The sequence below is a fragment of the Halorussus salinisoli genome, assembly GCA_005239435.1.
Taxonomy (GTDB): domain Archaea; phylum Halobacteriota; class Halobacteria; order Halobacteriales; family Haladaptataceae; genus Halorussus; species Halorussus salinisoli.
On the sequence record SZNP01000001.1, the window covers coordinates 1,256,776 to 1,276,434 of the forward strand.

22 protein-coding genes are annotated in these 19,659 nt (G+C 65.6%); 7 read left to right on the forward strand and 15 right to left on the reverse strand.

Features of this window, described 5'->3' with window-relative positions:
* Window positions 1-179: 179 nt before the first annotated feature.
* Both panB and E2484_RS10700 read right to left on the reverse strand, forming a co-directional pair.
* On the reverse strand, window positions 180-995 hold the full coding sequence (gene panB, locus E2484_RS10695; RefSeq protein ID WP_137285175.1) for a 3-methyl-2-oxobutanoate hydroxymethyltransferase: 816 nt from the start codon (window positions 993-995) through the stop codon (window positions 180-182).
* Window positions 996-1,069: 74 nt separating this feature from the next.
* Complete coding sequence (locus tag E2484_RS10700; protein ID WP_137285176.1) at window positions 1,070-1,396, reverse strand: SHOCT domain-containing protein; 327 nt, start codon at window positions 1,394-1,396, stop codon at window positions 1,070-1,072.
* Window positions 1,397-1,527: 131 nt separating this feature from the next.
* On the opposite strand from E2484_RS10700, the gene E2484_RS10705 reads away from it, so the two are divergent.
* Together E2484_RS10705 and E2484_RS10710 are read left to right on the forward strand one after the other, a co-directional pair.
* Window positions 1,528-1,854 (forward strand): hypothetical protein, encoded by a 327-nt coding sequence (locus tag E2484_RS10705; protein WP_137285177.1) that lies wholly within the window; start codon window positions 1,528-1,530, stop codon window positions 1,852-1,854.
* 52 nt (window positions 1,855-1,906) lie between these two features.
* A complete protein-coding gene (locus tag E2484_RS10710; RefSeq protein ID WP_137285178.1) occupies window positions 1,907-2,167 on the forward strand; it encodes a DUF5822 domain-containing protein in 261 nt (86 codons plus the stop codon).
* On the opposite strand, the gene E2484_RS10715 is transcribed toward E2484_RS10710, so the two are convergent.
* From E2484_RS10715 to E2484_RS24915, 6 genes are all read right to left on the reverse strand, one after another.
* On the reverse strand, window positions 2,164-2,697 hold the full coding sequence (locus E2484_RS10715; RefSeq protein ID WP_137285179.1) for an HAD family hydrolase: 534 nt from the start codon (window positions 2,695-2,697) through the stop codon (window positions 2,164-2,166). The two genes, E2484_RS10710 and E2484_RS10715, sit on opposite strands and share 4 nt — an antisense overlap.
* 60 nt (window positions 2,698-2,757) lie before the next feature.
* Window positions 2,758-3,165 carry a hypothetical protein gene (locus tag E2484_RS10720; RefSeq protein ID WP_137285180.1) on the reverse strand — a complete coding sequence of 136 codons (408 nt, stop codon included), beginning with the start codon at window positions 3,163-3,165 and terminating at the stop codon, window positions 2,758-2,760.
* A 72-nt stretch (window positions 3,166-3,237) separates the two neighbouring features.
* Window positions 3,238-4,365: an acyl-CoA dehydrogenase family protein gene (locus tag E2484_RS10725; RefSeq protein WP_137285181.1), complete on the reverse strand. Its 1,128-nt coding sequence runs from the start codon at window positions 4,363-4,365 to the stop codon at window positions 3,238-3,240.
* 59 nt (window positions 4,366-4,424) lie between these two features.
* Window positions 4,425-7,004 (reverse strand): PAS domain-containing sensor histidine kinase, encoded by a 2,580-nt coding sequence (locus tag E2484_RS10730; RefSeq protein ID WP_170977295.1) that lies wholly within the window; start codon window positions 7,002-7,004, stop codon window positions 4,425-4,427.
* A gap of 286 nt (window positions 7,005-7,290) precedes the next feature.
* Window positions 7,291-8,505: an alanyl-tRNA editing protein gene (locus E2484_RS10735; protein WP_137285183.1), complete on the reverse strand. Its 1,215-nt coding sequence runs from the start codon at window positions 8,503-8,505 to the stop codon at window positions 7,291-7,293.
* 304 nt (window positions 8,506-8,809) lie between these two features.
* Entirely contained in the window at window positions 8,810-9,259 is a 450-nt protein-coding gene (locus E2484_RS24915; RefSeq protein ID WP_170977296.1) for a hypothetical protein, read from the reverse strand.
* A gap of 117 nt (window positions 9,260-9,376) precedes the next feature.
* Here E2484_RS24915 and E2484_RS10745 point away from each other — a divergent pair, with 117 nt between their 5' ends.
* A complete protein-coding gene (locus E2484_RS10745) occupies window positions 9,377-10,567 on the forward strand; it encodes a PQQ-binding-like beta-propeller repeat protein (RefSeq protein ID WP_137285184.1) in 1,191 nt (396 codons plus the stop codon).
* Between the two features lie 60 nt (window positions 10,568-10,627).
* On the opposite strand, the gene E2484_RS10750 is transcribed toward E2484_RS10745, so the two are convergent.
* Together E2484_RS10750 and E2484_RS10755 are read right to left on the reverse strand one after the other, a co-directional pair.
* Complete coding sequence (locus E2484_RS10750) at window positions 10,628-11,959, reverse strand: aminotransferase class III-fold pyridoxal phosphate-dependent enzyme (RefSeq protein WP_137285185.1); 1,332 nt, start codon at window positions 11,957-11,959, stop codon at window positions 10,628-10,630.
* Between the two features lie 91 nt (window positions 11,960-12,050).
* Window positions 12,051-13,310: an MgtC/SapB family protein gene (locus tag E2484_RS10755; RefSeq protein ID WP_137285186.1), complete on the reverse strand. Its 1,260-nt coding sequence runs from the start codon at window positions 13,308-13,310 to the stop codon at window positions 12,051-12,053.
* Between the two features lie 195 nt (window positions 13,311-13,505).
* Between E2484_RS10755 and E2484_RS10760 the strand changes: the two genes are divergently transcribed.
* Window positions 13,506-14,771, forward strand: a complete 1,266-nt coding sequence (locus E2484_RS10760; RefSeq protein WP_137285187.1) for an AI-2E family transporter — start codon at window positions 13,506-13,508, stop codon at window positions 14,769-14,771.
* A gap of 86 nt (window positions 14,772-14,857) precedes the next feature.
* Here E2484_RS10760 and E2484_RS10765 read toward each other — a convergent pair whose 3' ends face one another.
* Window positions 14,858-15,145: a PadR family transcriptional regulator gene (locus tag E2484_RS10765; protein ID WP_137285188.1), complete on the reverse strand. Its 288-nt coding sequence runs from the start codon at window positions 15,143-15,145 to the stop codon at window positions 14,858-14,860.
* Between the two features lie 180 nt (window positions 15,146-15,325).
* Between E2484_RS10765 and E2484_RS10770 the strand changes: the two genes are divergently transcribed.
* Window positions 15,326-15,616 (forward strand): amphi-Trp domain-containing protein, encoded by a 291-nt coding sequence (locus E2484_RS10770; RefSeq protein ID WP_137285189.1) that lies wholly within the window; start codon window positions 15,326-15,328, stop codon window positions 15,614-15,616.
* 341 nt (window positions 15,617-15,957) lie between these two features.
* Here the strand turns inward: E2484_RS10770 and E2484_RS24920 are convergent, their stop codons facing one another.
* The 4 genes from E2484_RS24920 to E2484_RS10785 form a co-directional block, all read right to left on the reverse strand.
* On the reverse strand, window positions 15,958-16,104 hold the full coding sequence (locus E2484_RS24920) for a hypothetical protein (RefSeq protein WP_170977297.1): 147 nt from the start codon (window positions 16,102-16,104) through the stop codon (window positions 15,958-15,960).
* 342 nt (window positions 16,105-16,446) lie between these two features.
* Window positions 16,447-17,418 carry a DUF1028 domain-containing protein gene (locus E2484_RS10775; RefSeq protein WP_137285190.1) on the reverse strand — a complete coding sequence of 324 codons (972 nt, stop codon included), beginning with the start codon at window positions 17,416-17,418 and terminating at the stop codon, window positions 16,447-16,449.
* Between the two features lie 46 nt (window positions 17,419-17,464).
* Entirely contained in the window at window positions 17,465-17,947 is a 483-nt protein-coding gene (locus E2484_RS25980; RefSeq protein ID WP_394347905.1) for a DUF7528 family protein, read from the reverse strand.
* A 113-nt stretch (window positions 17,948-18,060) separates the two neighbouring features.
* Window positions 18,061-18,312, reverse strand: a complete 252-nt coding sequence (locus tag E2484_RS10785) for a hypothetical protein (protein ID WP_137285192.1) — start codon at window positions 18,310-18,312, stop codon at window positions 18,061-18,063.
* A gap of 155 nt (window positions 18,313-18,467) precedes the next feature.
* Between E2484_RS10785 and E2484_RS10790 the strand changes: the two genes are divergently transcribed.
* Together E2484_RS10790 and E2484_RS10795 are read left to right on the forward strand one after the other, a co-directional pair.
* A complete protein-coding gene (locus E2484_RS10790) occupies window positions 18,468-19,211 on the forward strand; it encodes a DUF7117 family protein (protein ID WP_137285193.1) in 744 nt (247 codons plus the stop codon).
* A gap of 48 nt (window positions 19,212-19,259) precedes the next feature.
* Window positions 19,260-19,655 (forward strand): hypothetical protein, encoded by a 396-nt coding sequence (locus E2484_RS10795; RefSeq protein ID WP_137285194.1) that lies wholly within the window; start codon window positions 19,260-19,262, stop codon window positions 19,653-19,655.
* Window positions 19,656-19,659: the final 4 nt, after the last annotated feature.

Genomic DNA, 19,659 nt, shown 5'->3' on the forward strand with positions numbered 1-19,659 from the left:
CCCTGTCGTTTCGGCCTACACACAGTTGAGTGCTGTCGCCGTCGCATTCGGCAGCGACAACGAGTGACTAACGCAGTCGGCTGGCACTTCTATAAATAGCACGACAGTAACTCGACGGTGTATCCCGCGTTCGGTTTCAGCGAAACCGCGACGTTGCCTAACGCTCGGGGAACCACGAATCAGTAGATGTCGTCTATCTCGTCTTCGCTGTAGCTGTGTTCCTCGGCCGGGAACTCGCCCGACTCCACCGCCTCGCGGAAGCCAGCGACCGCCTGCTCCATCTCGGCTTTCACGTCGCCGAACTGCTCGGAGAAGTAGGGGCTCCGGTCGCTCAGACCGAACACGTCGTTCAGCACCAGGACCTGCCCGTCGGTGTCCGGTCCCGCGCCGATGCCGATGGTCGGAACGTCGATGGCGTCGGTAATCTGGGTCGCGACGTTCGACGGGACGTGTTCGAGGACGAGCGCGAAGGCTCCGGCCTCCTCGTGGGCTTTCGCCAGTTCTAGCATCTCTCCGGCGCTCTCCTCGTCGGTGCCCTGCCGGAAGTAGCCCCCGAGTTGGTTGAACCGTTGGGGCGTCAGGCCCAGATGAGCCATCACGGGGATACCCAATTCGACGAGTCGCTCGGTCAGGTCCACGGTGTGGGGGCCGCTCTCCAGTTTGACCGCGTTGGCCTCGGCCTCCTTGAGCATTCGACCGCAGTTCTCGACTGCCTCGCTCTCGTCCACGCCGTAACTCAGAAACGGCATGTCCGCGACTACCATCGCGTCGTCGGTCGCCCGCGCGACCGCCGCCGTTCGGCTCTGCATCTCCTCGACGGTCACGGGGAGCGTCGAGTCGTAGCCGAGTACCGCGTTGCCCATGCTGTCGCCCACCAGAATCAGGTCCACGCCCGCCTCGTCTACGATTCCGGCGGTCGGCGCGTCGTACGCGGTCAACATCGTTATCTCGTCCTCGCCCGCCATCTCCGCGAGGTCTTGAACGGTCGTCGCCATACCGGAGTCTCTCGACCCCTCGGTTAAACGTATTCGGTTCGAGTCGTTCGTGAAGGTTCTCGACCGGTCGGCTCTCAGAGCGAATCGGAGTCGTTCCGGAGTCGCTGTGCGCGCTTCTCGAACTCCTCGTCGTCGATTTCACCCCGAGCGTACCGCTCCCGGAGTTCGGCGAGCGCGGGGTCATCGCCGCCGAATCCGGCGGTACGACTTCGCGCGTCGTCAGAACGTGTTTCTCCGTTGCCCGAGAACGCACGCACGAGAAGGTAGCCGACCGCACCGAGCAGGAGGACCATCACCGCGAGGCCGACGAACCCGTAGCCAAAGCCCCATCCTCCCGGTCCCATTCCGTTCCCCATCTGACCGCCGCCCATCTGGAGGACGGCGAGCGAATTCACGTTCATCACTGGAAAGTTGGAGCCGGAGCCGTAAGTATTGTGCGACTAATCCAATACTGCTATCCGCCGGTGTGGACTCCGACCGAGACCGGAGCGGCCAGAGAATCCAAGTCCGGGTCGCGGCTAGGGCGGACGCTATGGCCTCTGGAGAGCGAACCGACTCCGAGACGCTCGAGGGGTACGTCATCGACAACGGATGCGTGCGCAAGAACGCGCGTGACGACCTGCTGGAGGCGGCCCGGACTCACACCCGCGACTGCGCGCTGATGGGCCACTGCGTCGAGAGCGGATACAGCCTCGTGAACGAAGGGGAGAGGATGGTGATGCTCGACGCCGCGGCGACACCGAAGGTGGTCCACGCCGTCGAGGAGAGCGACCGCGAGGAAGGAATCCGGTTGCGAGTCGAGCGACACCGCGAGGACGACCGGATGCGGACCGATTCGGTCGAAGAAAGCGAGTACTGAGGAACGCCTCGAATCTGCAACGTTTAAGCACCGAGCGTCCCGCACTCGAAACGTGCCCGAACCAGTCGAGACCCACGACCCCGAGGGCGTCGATTACGGGTGGGTGATGCAGACCACCTTCGTCCTCACCATCGTCGTGGGCGCGCCAGTGGTCGCCCTCGTCTCGTGGCTCGTCGGAGTCTCGCTCCCGACGTGGGCCGCGCGCGCGGAGTTCGCCATCCGGGTCGGCGCGCTGGTCTGGTTTTTCGTGGCTGTTGGAGTGTTTCTGTACGCGAGGCGGACGGAGGACGCGTCCTCGGACGCCGAGAGCTAAACCCGCTCGAATCTGGTCCCCGCCCGTTCCGCCGTCTCCTCGTCACTCGCGGAATCCCCGACGAAGAGGACCTCCTCCGGTTCGACGCCTAACTCATCGACGACCGCCAACAGCGCCCGCGGGTGGGGCTTGCGCTTCGGCACGGTCCCTCGGCCGACCACGCTCTCGACGTGCCCGGCGAGGTCGTGGCGGTCGAGCGCGACGTGGACCGCCTCCTCGTGGTTGAGCGAGCAGACGCCGACCGGAATCTCGCGCCCGAGGAGTTCGTCGGCCAGCGGCAGGCGCTCGGACGCGCGGGCACCCTCGCGCTCGGCCGCGGCGATGAGTTCGTCGGCCTCGTCGCCGACGCCCGCCTCCTCGGCGGCCGAGAGGAGGTCCCACGCGCTCAACGGGTCGGCGTCCACGCCCTCGCGCTCCAGCAGGTCGGCCAGTCGGCGCTCCACGTCTTCCCAGTCTACGGCGAGTCGGACCAACGTGCCGTCCAGGTCGTAGACGACCGCCCGAAGTTCGCCCGCGTCGTCTCGGGTCACGCCCTGCGGTTGGGTTAGCGCGGAAAAAGGAGTGTCGGTCGCGCCAGCGGAAGGTCGCGATCAGTCCAGTTCGGCCTCGGCCGCGTCGACCACCGCCGTCACGTCGGTCTCCGGGTCGACCGTCAGGAACAGGCCCTGCTGGCCGACGAGAATCCGGACGAACGTCACGTCGTCCATGTAGGTGACGAACGACCGAACCTCGCCCGCCCCGCGGAAGATGTCGGCGAACAGGTCTCGCTCCGTGAAGTCGACGTGGACGAACGAGTGAACTTCCTCGAAGTGGTCGGCCATCTCCTCGCGGTCGTCGCCGTACAGCGCCATCGTGATTTCGTCGGCGTACAGCGTGTGGAACTCTTCGGGCGTGTACTCCACGCAGAGGCGCACTGCCCCGTCCGACGCCTCGTGGGCCGCCGATAGCGCGGCGTCCGCGTCGAAGTCCACGAGTGAGGAAGATTCGGAAACGGCCATCTCATTTACCCCCGTTTCAATCGGGCGTGATAAGTGTGGCGACTGTTTCGGCTCTTTTAGACTCCTCCGTCGTTATTCCAACAGCTTCCTGGCGATGACTTTCTTCTGGATTTCGGAGGTGCCCTCGTAGATGGTCGTAATCTTCGAGTCGCGGTAGAGGCGCTCCACGTCGAAGTCGGTGGTGTAGCCGTATCCGCCGTGAATCTGGACCGCCTCGTTGGTCACGTCGACTGCGGCCTCGCTGGCGAAGTACTTCGCCATGCTGGCGGCCATCTCGACGCTCTCGCCGCGGTCGTCCTTCCGGGCGGCGTCCCTCGTCAGGAGGCGGGCGGCCTCCAGTTGGGTCTTCATGTCGGCGAGTTTGTGCCGGATGGTCTGGATGTCGGCGATTGGCTGGTCGAACTGCTCGCGGTCCTGGGCGTACGCGACGGCCTCGTCCAGCGCGGACTGCGCGAGACCCACAGACTGGCTGGCGATGCCGATGCGTCCGCCCGTGAGGATGTGGAACGCCGCCGAGAGTCCTTTGCCTTCCTCGGTCAGTCGGTTCTCCGCCGGGATTCGCACGTCGTCGAAGACGAGCGAGGTCGTGTCGCTCGCCCGGAGACCGAGTTTGTCCTCCTTCTTGCCGACTTCGAGACCGTCGGCGTCCTTCGGAACGACGAACTGCGTGACCGACCGCGGGTCGTCGCGGTCGGTCTTGGCGAACAGGACGACGACGCCTGCGCGCTCGCCGTTGGTAATCCACTGCTTCTTGCCGTCGATGACGTACTCGTCGCCCTCGCGCTTCGCTTCCGTCGTCATCTCGGCCGGATTGGACCCGGCCTGTGGCTCCGAGAGCGCGAAGGCCCCCACGGGGCGGCCCTCGGTCATGTCCGGGAGCCACCGCTCTTTCTGGTCCTCGTCGCCGAACTCCGCGATGCAGGAGGTCGCCAGCGAGTGGACAGAGAGGGCGGTCGCCACCGAGAGCATCCCGTAAGCGACTTCCTCGTTGACGAGGCTGTACGTCAGTCGGTCCACGTCGAGACCGCCGTACTCCTCGGGGACGGTCATGCCGGTGACTTCGAGGTCGGCGAGACCGTCCCACACCTCCTCGGGGAACGTCTGGTCTTCGTCGCACTCGGCCGCGGTCGGGCGTATCTCTTCGACCGCGAACTCGCGCACCACGTCGCGGATGGCCCGTTGCTCGTCGGAGAGGTTCATGGTGGAGTTGTTGAGGAGTGCGTGGAAAAAGTTGCCTGTTCTGCGTTCGGGGTTCGGATTTACTCCCCCGAGACGAACTCCACGTCGGTGAACTCGAATCGCGCGCCGCCCGTCCCGCTCTCGGTCGCTTCGTACGTCCACCCGTACACATCGGCCAACTCTTGGACGAACGCCAACCCCAGTCCGGTCCCCCCTTCGCTGGCCGCCGTCGTGAATCCGGCTTCGAACACCGCGTCACGGTCCTCGGGCGGAATCCCGTCGCCGTCGTCGGCCACGTAAAACCCGTCCGGCAACTCCCCGACCTCGACAGTAACGTCCGGGCCTCCATGTTGTACTGCGTTCTCGAACAGATTTCTGAACAGGTGCTGGACGTAGGTCTCGTCGGCCCGCGTCACCTCGTCGAGTTCGACTTCGAGCGTCGCGTCGGGCGCGTCCACCCCTTCCCACGCGTCCCGCGTGACCTCCGCCAGCGACAACGGACTACTTTCGCCGACCGCGTCCCGGCCCCTGGTCAGAATCAACATGACGTCTATCATGTCCTCGATTCGGTCGAACGCTTCCGTGACGTACCCGACCGTCTCCGGGGCCGACTCGTCGGGAAGCTGTTGGGTGTAAATCTGACCGATGGTGACGGGATTCCGAAGTTCGTGGGCGAGCATGCTGGCGAAACTCTCGAGTCGCTCGTTCGACTCTTCGAGTTTCTCGACGGCCTCTTCGAGTTTCCGTTCGCGCTCGACCTGTTCGGTGATGTCCTGCATGAAGCTAAGCCCGGCGAAGATATCGCCGTTCGCGTCGCGGAGCGGTGTCGCCCACACCTGCCAGACGCTCCCGCCAAACTCGAACTGGTCCCTGCCGGTCTCGCCCTCCTCGACGGCGGACCGTAACAGCGGGTCGAGATCCTCGACGATGGACTCGGGGTACACGTCCGCGACCGTCCGTCCTTCGATTCGGTCCCGACTCGGCAGCGTCTCGCCCAACACGGAACCCTGCGTCAGTTCGATGCAGAGGTTCTCGTCATACACGGAGACTGCACCGTTCGGGAAGTTCTTGGCGAGCGTCCGGTACCGGCGCTCGGACTCCTCGAGTTTCCGCTGGTACTCCCGGCGGTCGGTGACGTCCCACGACATCCCCAGCGCGGCGAACACGTCGCCGTCGTCGTCGCGGACCGGCACCATCTGGAACTCGAAGATGCGGTCGTCGTACTCGGCCTCGAACGAGTTGGATTCGCCGTCGAGCGCCGCCTCGTAGCGCGGAGCGAGTTCGTCGGCCAACGCTTTCGGTAACGCTTCCCGGACCGGACGGCCCTCTATCTCGCCGGCCCCGACGTTCGCGACGTCGCGGGGGTTGCCGCCCACGGTCCGATAGCGGAGGTCGTCGTCCACGAGCGCGACGGCCCCGTTCGGGAAACTCTCGACCAGCGTCCGGTACCGACGTTCGCTCTCCTCGAGTTCGCGCTCGCGCTGTTTGCGCTCGGTGATGTCCTGAAAGTACACGGAGAGTCCCGTCTCGGAGGGGTACGCGTGGACCTCGTACCACGCCTCCAGCGGTTCCGGATAGTAGAACTCGAAGGAGGTCGGCTCCTGGGTCTCCATCGCGGTCCGGTACTCCTCGCCGAGTTCCGAGTCGGTGGCCCACTCGAACACCTCCCAGAAGTCCTCGCCGACGAGACCCTCGCCCTTGTAGTCGATTAGCTCCTCCGCGCGCTCGTTGACGTGCGTGAACCGCCACTGGGCGTCGAGCGCGTAGAACGCGTCCGTGACCCGTCCGAAAATCTCGCTCAGTTCGCTCTCCAGTTCGCGTTCGCGTCGCTTGATGTCGGTGACGTCCTCGCCGGTCGTGACGACCCGGTCGATATCGCCGTCGTCGGACAGGATGGGTTCGGCGCTGACCGAGAGCCAGCGACGCTCGCCGTCCGGGTGTTCGACCTGTAGCAACCGGTCGTAGACCGGTTCCTCGGTCTCCAGCGTCTGTGCGAAGGGATGCTCGTCGACGGAGACGGGTCGCCCGTGTTCGTCGTAGACGGGTCTATCGGAGGGGAAAAACGTCTCTCGTTCGTTTTCGGAGATATCGAGTATCTCCCTGGCCCGCTCGTTGGTGCGAGTGACCGTTCCGTCGCTGTCGAGGACCACGACGCCGACCGGACTGGACTCGACGATTTCGTCGGTCAGGTCGCGGGCGCGTTCGAGTTGGCGTTCGCGCTCGCCGAGTTCCCGTTCGGTCCGCTTCCGGTCGGAGACGTCGCGAATCACCCCGATGGTCCCTCGAAACGCACCGTCCTCTACGAGCAGATTCAATCGCAGTTCGCAAGAGACCCGGTCGCCGTCGGCGGTCTCCACTCCGAGTTCGAACGTCTCACGTCCACCGTCGGCACCCGATAGCTGTCGCTCGATTTCGCGCTCGATAGCCGCGACGTCGTGGGTATCGAGGAGGACGGAGACGTGTTCGCCGAGGAGTTTATCGCGGGCGTACCCAGTCATCTCGACGATGACGTCGTTGACCGCGACGAACTGCCCCTCGGCGTCGAGTTGGTAGATTCCGTCGTCTATCGCGTTCACGACGGTCCGATAGCGTCGAAGGGCCTCGCTCTCGTCGGCGTCCTCCCAGAAATCCGTTTCGGAGGCCTCTGCCCGCTCGCTCATAAGAGCGGTAGTGAACCTAGTGGAATAAGTCTTCATGTGGTCACTGTTTTTAAATAACGAGACGACGGTCCCTCGCTCCGATACTCCCTCGTCGGAGTTTCGCTCGTTGGAACGTTGCGATGGCGGGCGGAAATATTAGATATTTGTCTCGATTGCGACTTTTGCTCACGTAGACCTCAACGCGGTTGGCGCGGCACGCGAGCGCGCCGCGCTAACTTATCTGAACGAAATAAACACCTCCAAGAGAAATAAAAATACACTCAAGATAATAGTATAGTTGTCTTATTCACTTCTGTAGATACGTCACGACTTCTTTCGGATTTGCGTCGAGACCGCCGCCCTGCGCGAACGTCGGACTGCCGCCGCCGCCGCCGCCGAACTCCGCAGTCACTTCGTCTACCACGTCGCCCGCCTCCGGTTCTCCGCCGGTCGCCGCGACCACGAACGTCGCGCCGTCCTCGCCCGCGAGGACCACTGCGTTGGGTGCGTCTCCGTCCCCGTCGCCGTTCGCGAGTTCTCTGGCGCGGTCGGCGACCTCGTTCGGGCCGAAATCGGCGACCGTCCCGACCAGCCACTCGTCGCCGTCGCGCTCGACCGGGTTCTCGCGGAGTTCCGCGAGACGGGCCGACAAGACCGCCTCCTTCGCGTCGCTCAGGTCTGCTTCGAGTTGCTCGACCTGCTCGCTGACTCGCTCGGCGGCCTCGGGAAGTTCCGAGACGCCCACGTCGAGCGTCCGGGCGGCTTCGCGGGCGGCGCGCACGTCCGCGGCCCGGCGGCGGATCGCGGTCGGTCCCACCGCGAACTCCACGCGGGTCAGTCCCTCACCGGGGTTCGACCGGTCGAGGACGGTCACGGGGCCGATTTCGCCCGTGTCGGCGACGTGCGTGCCGCCGCAGGCCGCCCAGTCCCAGCCGTCGATACTGACCACGCGCACCGTGTCCGAGTCGCTCATCACGCCCTCCTCGGTCTTGGTGTTGAACGCCACCTCGTCGCGCTCGCGGGCCTCCTCCTCGGGAATCTCCTCCCACGACACGTCGAGCGAGTCCCAGACCGCGCGGTTGGTCAGACGCTCCAGTTCCGCCAGCGTCTCGTCGGTGATGTCCGTCGACGTCGTGAAGTCCACCCGGACCTTGCGCTCGCCGATGTCGAACCCGCCGTAGCCCAGTTCGTCGAGCACCTTCCGTCCCGCACCGTAGAGGGCGTGACTCGCGGTGTGTGCCCGCATACAGTAGGTCCGAAACTCGTCGTCGATTTCCGCGCGGACGGTCTCGCCGACCGAGAACTCGGGGTCGTCGGCGAGGTGGTGGACGATTTCACCGTCGCCGTCGCGCTTCTGCACGTCCTCGACGCCCACGCCGCCGAGGGTCCCGCGGTCGGCCGGTTGGCCGCCGCTCTCGGCGTAGAAGTACGTCTCGTCCAGCGTGACTGCGCCGCCGTCCACGTCCGCGACGGTCGCCTCGAAGCTCCGCACCTCGGGTTCGCGTGCCGCCAGTTGACTCATACCAACCGGAAGACGGCGGGCGGACTAAAAGCTCTCGTTGCCCGGAGTTCAGATGGCACCTCTCGGACACGGTACTGAAACGCAGTACAGTCCGACCGACTACAAAAACATAATTCAGATTACTATTATTGCGCTCCGGCCCCGAGTACTACGTGTGGGAAACGAACGCATGAGATTCGACTGCGAACGCCGACCCGAAACCACGGACCGACTCGCCTGCCGTCGCCGAAAACTCCGACTGAACGCGATAGCCGCGGCGTCGGTGGCGTAGCGACCCGACCGTCGCACCGACCGCGCCGGTCTGTTACGCCGACACGTCGCCGGAGCGAAGGTCGGCCTGCACCCGCGCCTTGAGGTAGTCGAGCGCGGCGATGGCGGCCGGTCCCGACAGGCAGAACCCGGCCAACAGCGCCCGGTCGCGCGGGCCGAGGTCCACGCCGAGCGCGGCCATGGCGACGACGAACAGCGCGGCGGCCGCAGCGACGCCGCCGACCCGCCGACTCGCGCGCGTCCAGTCGAACCGCTTGGCTGGCCGCCACAGCAGATTCTCGGCCGCGACCGCGAGACCGATGCCCTCGACCGCACCGACGACCGCGTAGGCTCCGGCGGGGTACGCCGGAAGCGGGTCGGGAAGCGCGACTACCGCGAAGACCGCGGCGACGCCGAGCGCGCCCGCGACCCGACTCCGGATAGCTCCGAGCAGTCGCGTCGCCAGCGAGGACTCCTCTCGCAGGGAGTCGTCGAGCCGATACATACCGACGAGTTAGGCGATTCGTGTTATCAATCTTCTCGGCGAGACTCTCCGCGCGTCGAGCGGCGATCCTCGGAAAACGTGAGAAAGCCTATCTTCCACGAACACGACGCCGATCGTATGCCCTCCCGACGGACGTTCCTCGCCGCCCTCGGAGCGACGACGCTCGCCGGATGTACGACGCTGGCAGGGTCGACACCGGACGAACCACCGGAACCCGGCGTAGACGAACTGCCGACCCCGGAGAAACACGTCTACGGCGCGAACGGCGACTGGTCGAGTTTCGGATGTAACGCCGGAAACACCCGCGCGGTCGGGGACGGAAAGGCCCCGACCGACGGCGTGACAGAGCGGTGGCGGGTCGAGATTCCCCAACTCCGCCAGCACGAACCTATCGTGGCGGGCGGCCGCGTCTACCAACTCTCCGACGGTCTCCGCGTCCTCGACACCGCCGACGGGTCCGAACTGTGGCGCAACGCCGAGATTCGGACGCTCCCGCTCGTTCGAGAGGGACGGCTGTACGCCGGGACGACCGACGGCCTCGTAGCACTCGACCCCGAGACCGGTGAATCGCGCTGGAAGCGGACGTTCGGCGAAAACGCCTCGGTGCGAGCGCCCGCGACCTACGCCGGAGAACGACTCTACGCTCCCGCGGACGAGACCCTCTTCGCCCTCGACCCCGAGACGGGCGAGGTCGACTGGTCGCGCGAACTTTTCGGCCGACTCCTCGGGTCGCCCGCCGTCTACTCCGGGCACTACGTCGCGGTCGCCAGCGAGGCCGGGAAACTGTTTCTCGTCGGACCGGACGGCGTCGGCGCGGGCGAGTGGAATCTCCCCGCCACGCCGAAGGCCCCACCGACGGCCGATACCGATGCGGTGTACGTCAACTGCCTCGACGGCCGGACCTACGGTATCGTCCTCGAAAACGCACCGCGACGGGGTATCGACTGGAAGACGGAGACCGGGTGGGCGAGCGGCGGTCTGGCCGCGAAGAAGTACTTCTACGCGAACGGAACGAGTGGCCTCCACGCGCTCGACCCGGACACCGGCGAGAAGCGGTGGCGGTTCGACACCGGCGACTGGCGACACACCGCCCCGGCGCTCGGCCGCGACACGCTGTTCGTCGGCGGCGACGCCCTCTACGCGCTCGATCCGACGCCGAAGTCGGTGCCGCTGGCCGACGGTCCCGCGGTCCGATTCGAACGGAGCTTCCACGGTCGAGTCGGTCCCGGATCGACGCTGGACGACGGCGTCCTCTACGTCGTCGCCCAGACCGGGGAGTCGGCGTATCACCTGTTGGCCCTGGAGTAGCGAATCGAGGAGAGTAGAACCGCGAGAGTCGAAAACGAGCGAAAGACCGGCGAGAACCGCTCAGGCCACGTCCTCGACCGCCGTGCGGAAGAGGTCGAACCCGAGTTCGATTTCGCGCTCGGTCACGTCGAGCGGCGGCAGGAGTCGAAGCGTCTTGTAGCCACAGCCGAGGGTGAGCAGGCCGCGCTTCAGCGCCGCCTTCACGACGGCCTCGCGGCGCTCCTTGGTGTCGAACTCCACCGCGAGCATCAGGCCCCGGCCCCGGACGTCGGTGACGTTCGGCAGGTCGGCGTCTTCGAGCAGTTCGGTCATCTGTCGGCCGCGCTCGGTGGCGTTGTCGAGCAGGTCGTACTCGTGGATGGCGTCGATGGTGAACACGCCCTGCATCGAGTCCACGATTTTGCCCGCGCCCCAGGTCGAGGAGAGGCGGGCCTTCTCCTTGGGGAACAGGTCGGAGTTGGCGACCGTCGCGCCGGCGCGGAGTCCCTTCGCCGAGGTGATGACGTCGGGTTCGAGGTCGAGGTGGTCGATGCCCCACATCTCGCCGGTCCGACCCATCCCGGACTGGATTTCGTCGGCGATGACGTTCACGTCGAAGCGCTCCCGAATCTCGGCGAGGTCGCTGACGAAGCCCTCGTGGGGAATCCGGTAGCCGCCTTCGCCCTGCACGGGTTCGAGGATGAGATAGGCGACCTCCTCGGGGTCGATGACGCCCTGGTCGGGGTCGAGTTTGTCGGCGACGACGTTCCCGCCGGGACCGTCGGTGAGCCACTTCTTCTCGTAGGCTTCCCGCGTCGAGGGGTAGGGAACCGAGACCACGCCGCCGATTTCGGGGTAGCCCTTCCGATGGTTCACTTTCGAGCGATTCAGCGAGAGCGCACCGAGCGTCCGGCCGTGGAAGGCCCCGTCGAAGGTGAACGCGCGGTGGCCGCCCTGTGCGTAACAGATTTTGATGGCGTTCTCGATCGCCTCGGCACCCGAGTTCGAGAGGAAGACGGTGTCGAGGTCGTAGTGGGTGGTGAGGCTGGTCAGCCGGTCCATGAGCTGCGTCGGTCCCGGCAGTTCTGGCTCCTCGGGCGGCCAGCCACCCGCGGCGTAGAAGTCCTGTCCCGCGATTTTGAGGGGGTCGACGAGATCGAACTCCTCGAACTTCTCCATGATTTTGGGGTTGTTGTACCCCAGCGGCGCGGCCGCGACGTGGCTGGTGAAGTCCATCAGGACGTTACCGTCCACGTCGGTACAGAAGGGACCCGCCGCCTCCTTCGTGAAGTCCCACACGAAGTCGTAGACGTAGGTACTCGGAGCGGAGAACTGGTGGTGATAGTCGGCCCACTCTCGGGCCCGTTCTCCGGGCATGCTATCGACCACTGGTTCCGTGGTGTCTCGGTCCATGACACGGGGTATGGAGAGACACCCTTTAATTGAATTGGTTCGTTGCGCTTCCAGCAAAAATTGCAACAGATTCGAGTTACCGCGCCGAAAGCTACACTATCGCCAACACCGCGGCGATGGCCGACCCCGCGAGCAGGACGCCGCTCCACGCCGCGACCCGGTAGCTGAACGACCGGTTCGGTCCGGAGATGGTCAGCGCGGCCTTCACCGTAATCGAGGAGGCGGTCGCCAGCAGAATGCCGAACACGGCGGTCCCGTGGCCGATGGTCCCCGCCCGGTAGAGCAGGACCGCCGAGGAGGTCGCGCCCGCGCTGGAGACCAGCCCCGACAGCAGGGCCGTCACGTAGAACCCCGCCGACCCGAACTGCTGTTGGGCGATTGCGCCGCCCACGATGACCAGCAGGAAGATCGCCCCGAACCCGAGGGCGTTCCGTAGCGAAAAGGGGCTCTCGAGGTCGATATCGACGTGTTCCGACCAGTCGGCCGTGTAGGCCGCGATGGCGACGCTCCCGAGGATGACCGCCCCGAGCGGAAGCACTGCGCCGTACAGAATCGGCTTCTCGCGTCCGACGGAGAACGCCAGCGCGATGCCCAGATTCCGGACCGCCATCGCGGCGTCGGCCAGCAAGATCGCCGCCACGCCGTAGGAGGCCGCTTCCGGGCGCTGGCGCACGTGGTCGAGCATCGTCCCGACGACGGCGGTCGAGGACGCTAGCCCGCCGAAGAAGCCGGTGACGGCGATGCCGCGCCCGCCGTAGGTCTCCACGACGGCGTAGTTGACGATGCCGATGGCCGCCACCGTGACGACCATCAGCCAGACCACGCGGGGTTCGACGCCGAAGGCCAACTCCTCGTCGGGGAGCAAGGGGTAGATGACGAACGCGAGGATGGCGAACTCGACGGCCGACCGGAGTTCCTGGCGCGACATCCCCCACGCGAGACTGTGGAGTTCACGCTTGAGGACCAGTAGCATCGACGACAGCACTGCCACCGTGACGCCGACGAGGATGAACCCTTGCATCACGAGCGCGCCGACGCCGAACGCGACCAGCATCGACACCGAAGTCGTCAGCGATAGTCCTTCTTCCTCCTCGTCGATCAGCCCTTGGACCGCGAGCAGGACGCCCTGTACGATGACGAGCAGGCCCCCGAGCATGAGAAGCACGTCGCGGTCGAGCAGCGTGAACACCGCACCGAGCAGGCTGATGAGGGTGAAGGTCCGAATCCCGGCGGGTTTGTGTGACCACTCACGCTCCAGTCCGAGGAACAGTCCGAGCGCCGCCGCGAGGGCGATGCGGACGACGTTACTGTCCAGGGGCACTCTCGTGAGGAAGTCGACGATACTCGGCACTTCCCTTACTAAGTACACGTAAGTATAAAATATCTCCCCTGGATAGTCCGGTTTCGAGTTCCAGTTCGGGGCCGGATTCGGGGCTGCGGCCGGAGTCAGGACCGAGACTCCGCTCGAACGACGCGCCGCGAAGTCGGCGGGTCGAAACCCTACTGACTGCGAACATTTTTACCACAGCGCTACCGTGCCATGGGTATGGTCGGCGGTTTAGATATCGACCGGGCGCGCGCCGGTTGGTGGTTCGTCGGACTGGTACTCGGCGTAGCCGTACTGTTCGTCATCTACTCGTTCGTCGGCACCTTCGTCTTCGGCGTCTTCCTCTACTACGCGACTCGGCCGGTGTACAAGCGTCTCCGCCGGCGCGTCCGCCCGGCGAGTCTGGCCGCCGCCACCGCGCTGTTCGCGCTGGCGCTCCCGGTGTTGCTGTTGATGGCCTACACCGGCGCAATCGCGCTCCAGGAGTTCGACAGGATAGCGAACCGGACCGACGTCGACGGTCTCCAGACGACGATTCAACCGTACATCGACGTCTCGTCGCTCGCCCGGAGTCCCGAGGAACTGCTGGCGAATCCCGACCCCGCGCTGGTCGGCGAAATCGGAAAGTCGGCGTTCCAGTACGTGGGCTTCATCGGCAACGCGGTGCTCCACCTGTTCGTGATGATCGCCATCGCGTTCTACCTGCTCCGGGACGACCACAAACTCTCGCGGTTCTTCCGGCGGCAGTTCGGCGACGAGGGCGGTGTCGTGGAGGCGTACGTCCGGGCGGTCGACAGGGACTTCAACAGCATCTTCTTCGGCAACATCCTGAACGCCCTGCTCACGGGAACCATCGGTGCGGCCTCGTACAATGTCATCAACATGATCGCGCCGACCGAACTCGTCATCCCGTACCCGACGCTGCTGGGTCTACTGACCGGAGCGGCCAGCCTCATTCCCATCGTCGGGATGAAACTGGTTTACTTCCCGGTTTCGGCGTATCTCGGCCTGGAAACGGTGTTGGCCGACCCGGCGTACCTCTGGTTCCCGGCGCTGTTCTTCGTCGTCTCGCTCGTGGTCGTGGATACGATTCCGGACCTCGTGTTGCGACCGTACGTCTCGGGCCGGAATCTCCACGTCGGTCTCGTGATGCTAGCCTACATCTTCGGTCCGCTGTTGTTCGGGTGGTACGGTATCTTCCTCGGCCCGATGATACTCGTCCTGGTCGTCCACTTCGTCCGCGTCGTCCTCCCGGAACTGGTCGCTGGCGAGGCCATCCGACCGTGGGCCGTGGACCCGACCTACCTCTTCGACCGCGAACCGTCGGCGACCCGAACGACCGAGGAGTTCCGCTCCGGGAAATCCTCGGCAGACGCGGGGGAGACGGACGGTGGAGTGACGGACGCCGAGGAGGTGGCTGGCGGACCGACCGACGCCGAGGGGACCGACAGCGAAGTGACCGACGCCGAAGCCCCCGACCGCTGACCGACCCTTCGGCTATATAGGAGACCTCCGTCGAACGTGTCCGAGAGTGGTGCGGGGACCGACCGTCGCCATCCCGGGTGGACCGCTCAGGCTTCGATGTTCGGGTCGGTGTACTGGGCCTCCCACTCCCTGCGGGCCTCGATTTCGCGGTCGCCACGCCGAGTCAGCGTGTAGAAGTTGGTTCGCCGGTCCCGCTGGCCCTTCTCGACCAGTCCCTTGTCGACCAACGTGTCGAGGTTGGGGTACAACCGACCGTGGTGAATCTCTTTTTCGTAGTAGTTCTCCAGTTCGTCCTTGATAGCGAGTCCGTGCGGTTCGTCCAGCCCGGCGATGACGTACAGCAGGTCGCGTTGGAAACCTGTCAGGTCGTGCATCGGTAACGTACCAATTATGAGAGCGAGGGAAATGAAGATGACGGCCCTTCGTGGCCGACTCTCGGCGTGTAACCGAGGTGGCACGTCTCCGGTACGTCTCGGGGTGGGCACGGACTTCTCCGGCCAGCGTCAGGACGCACGGGCGGCGAACTTATGCGCTTCGCCACTCAATCGGTACGTATGCCAGAAGAAGTGCTGTTCGAGACCGAACGCCGAATGGACCGAACCGACGTCGCGAACTACCTCCGGACCGTCGCCGAGAAACTGGAGTCCGGCGGTGACATCACCCTGTCTGCAGGCGACCAGTCGGTGACCCTCGACCCGCCCGCGCAACCGACGTTCGAGGTGAAGGCCGAACGCGAGACGCCGAGCGGCGGCGGGTCGGGCGAACTGAGCATCGAGTTCGAACTCGAGTGGGACGAGGACGGCGGCGACGGCGGAGGGACCGACGCCTCGCTGGACATCCAGTAACACCGCCGAGACCGACGTTCTACGACGAATCCGAACGTAACAGTATCCGAGCGAAACGGTATCCGGACGAAGCGTCAGCTAACTACTCGTGGTCACTCTCGGAAAGTGAATATGGAAAGGAAAGCGGAACACGCGGGGGTGAAAAAGCCCCGCGAACCGCTTGCCGCCCTGAATTGGTCCCCGCTGACGCTTCGGCCCTCCAAGCGAAGCGTCACCTGAAACAAAACGCCCTAACAACTTAAACCTAACGCCGTCGGAACCTTGCACCGGTACCGGTAGATATCACCACTTTCAGAACCTTTCGCTCGTAATTTTCCGGGGTGTTAGGTGGGCTATATGTGCTATATGTGCTCTTCCTCCAGGACCCACCCGAGCGCCCGCTTGTAGTACGTGAACATCTGCCTGACGCCCTCGTGGCGCATGTTCTCGTCGTCGAGGTGCTCTTTCAGGAACTCGTACTGCTCGCGGATCTCCTCCTCGTCTCTCATGTGCAGGTGGTTTGGTTTCGTGAGTAATGAGTTCGGTGGGAAGAGCGTGGGGCGCGATTCGGTCCGAACCTCGAACGTCTCCTGGCGCCCTCCGGTCACTCGTTCGTCCACCGGCAGACAAACGGCGTCTGCCGAGTCTGCACTCGCTTCGCTCGCGCAGACACCGGAGGACGACCCGCGTCCTCCGGCCGTCGGCGCTCCGCGCCGACGACCTCACGCGGTTGGCGCGGCGTAATAGCGCCGCACCAGCGGGTACCGATGTGGGAAGGAAATGTATCTCTGCCTTCTAGCAAGCTATAAATACATCAAACAATGGAAAATATAACTCTACGCCACTTCCTGCTACTTCCGGTCGAGCCGCGACAGGCCGTGCCAGATGGCGTCCACCATCCGGTCTTCGCCGTCGCCTTCCGCGTCCTCCCACCCGCGGGCCAGCGCGTCCTCGACGACCGCGAGGTCGTGATTCTCGAAGTTGTTCATCCCGCGGAACGCTTCGAGCGCGTCGCGCTCCTTCGGACCGAAATCGGAGTCGGGGACGCTCGCGGTTTCACCGCTCGTTTCCGAGGCGCGTTGCGCCTCGCTCTCCTCGTAGAACCCGAGATCCGCGAGCGTCGCCGTGACCTCCGCCGCGGTCTCGCCCGAGAGTTCCCGTACCTCGTCGGGTTCCTCGCGTTCGAGCAGGGTCACGTCGTAGATTTTGAACACCCGTTCGAGTTCGTCGATGGGTGCCTCGTGGTCGTCCACGCGCACGTCTATCCAGTGGTCGTTCTTGCCGTCGTAACCGCCCTCGGGCTTGACGACGTAGAGTGCCGCGCTCTGCTCGCCGCGCTTGTCGCCGCCCGCCTCGTTGCCCGCGTGAAGTGCCGCGACGAGTTTCTCGGGGAGGCCGCCCTCGGTCTCCTCGTACGCGTCTTCCATCGCGTCCAAGGTGTCCTCGTTTTCGAGGATGTTGCCCTGCACGGTGTAGGTCTCGCCCTGCCGGTCGTCGGCGAACTCGAAGCACTCCGCGCCCGTGAACCCGGCGACGGAGCCGTCCTGCCCGACGACGCCGACCTGTCGCTGGGCGGCTTCGGGGTCGTCGTCGGTCAGTGACGCGACGACTTCCTCGGCCGACTCGCCTTCGCGCAGGCGGTCGAGACCGTCCGGGCCGTAGGCGACGTTGGCGAAACTCTGCGTGGCGATAGCTCCGGCGTCGGCGCTGGCGAACGGGACGACGGAGCCGACGCTGACGAACTTCGACTGGACCGCCACGCCGACCGCTTCGGTGTCCGGGTCGTGCGCGACGATGGAGAACGTCGATGGTCGCGGTTCCATGTCCGACTCGTCGGAATCGAGGGCGAAAAGCGTTCGCCCGGCGGCGTCAGTCTCCGGTTTCACCTCCGGAAGACGGGCGCTTTCGCGCCGTCAGGGGCTGGCGCTTCGCCAGTTCGCAGTCGAAGGCCGGATGCTCTGCGAGGTGGTGGACCAGCATGTGTCGCCGACCGCCGGTCAGTCCGGTTCGCTCGACGTCAGCGGCGGTGAACTCCCCGGGCAGTCGGTCGTAGAGTCGCCGGAGTTCGGCGAAGCTCTCGAACACCTTCCGGTGGCCCGCCGACTCCGCGCGCCTGCGGGAGACGACGTAACTACCGTCCTCGCGGTGGCTGCCGACGGTGCGCACGAACTCCCGCCGCTCGGTCAGCGCCTCGCCGAGCGCCTGCCGTAGCTGGTCGGCCTCGGCTCTGGTGAGCTCGTGGGTCTCGCCCGCGACGGTTACTACGACCGTCTCGTCGGGGTTGGTACGCTCCGGGTCGGAACGGTCCGGTTCAGAACAGCGGTCAGACTCCGCACGGAATTTCTCGACCAGCCGCCGACTGGCGACTTACTCTATCCTCGGACGCCTCGGTGAGGCCGTGGCTCGACATAGCGTGACAGTGTAGTGCGAGCGGGGTGATAAATGTCCGGAACGGTCCGAGCGACTCACCGCTTCGCCGCGATGAGCGCCGCCACCACCACGTTGTAGACCACCAGACCGGCTAGTACCGCCCCGGCTGATAGCCCGACGAACGTCGCGCCGACGACCACGCCGTCTCCGAGGTCGCGCGCGGCCAGCACCGTCACCGCCGACAGCGCCACCATGAGCAGTCCGAGCGGGACGCCGTACTCGTGCCAGTAGTCGTCGGCGACCGGTACGCGAAACGCGAGGGGTCGGCGTTTCCCACCCTCTTCCATGCGCTATTTTAGGTCGCTTTTCAGTATAAGCTTTGAGGTGAACTCCGGGTCGCTCTCCGCAGCGTTCGCTGGCGCGAGTCTCCTGTCGTGGCGTTCCGTGTGCGAGCGTCTCCGAGTCCGCGAGCATTTTGTGTCCCGCGGCCGAAGTGACCGACATGAAGGTTCGCGGCCAGCGCGAGTGCAAGGACTGCGGCGCGCGGTGGTCCTACTACGAGACCGGAAGCGTCGAGTGCCCCGACTGCGGCAGTCTCCGGAGCGTCGGCGTGGACGCCGAGCGCAGGCTTCACACCGACGGTCCGGCCGAATTCGACCTGACCGAGGTCCGGGAAGCCGTGGACGCCCGCCCGCTTCGGGAAGTCGCCGACCGCGCGGGCGAGACCGCTCGCGAGTACGTCCGCAAGCGCGGGTTTGTCCGCGGCGGCGACCTCCAACCGCTGGACGACACCTACCTCGCGGCCCAGGAACTCCGCCACGCCGCCGACGTGGTACGCCGCGGACTGGACTTGAGCGACGACGAGGAGTGGTACTTCCTCGCGCTCCTCCGCGGCGCGGACGCCCCCGACGACGAGACCGATCAGCGTCCCGCGCCCGACGAGGTTCCGAAGTCCATGCACCCGATTCGGGGCTTGGCCTACGCCGACGCAGTGGACGAGTACCGCCGCGAAATGGCCGACTGGGCCGACGAACGGGACTCCTCGGCTCTCGGCGATAGCGCTCGGGACGCGCTCGAAACACTCGACGAACACGTCAAGCGCGTGCAGGCGCTCGACGGCGACGTGGACGCCGACACCGCCGAACTGCTCGTGGCGGCCGCCCGCGACGTGAGCCGATTCCTCCGCGAGGACGACGCCGACGCGCTGGCGAGCGCGCGCGATCGATTCGACCGACTCGCGGCCTGAACGTCTCCGCGGGCAACGCTTTTGTCACTTGCTAACTTGCCTCTAGGCATGGCGACCAAAGCAACCTCACGGTTGCGTCAGGCAGTCAAACTCGCGGTCGTCCTGCTCGTCGTCGCCCCGGTACTCGTCCAGTGGGGGTTCGTCGGCGCGGACTTCGCGTCGGCGGCCGACCTCGTTCCGAGCGTCGACGCCGCGCTGCTCGTCCGGTTGGGCGGACTTGCCGTCCTGTCGGTCGTCGTCGCGCTCCTCGTCGGGCAGAAGCGACGGTCGCGCGGCCAGCGGTCGTCGGCCGACGCTCCCGAAGAGGCCGAGGACCGACGAGTCGAGGGAAGCGGCGAGACCTACGCGCCGTACGCGTACAACAATCAGCAGAAAGCGAGGCGGGAGGGCGAGCGCATCCGGGAGCGGGCCGAAGATATCGTGGACGCCGACAGACGCCGGTAGCGTC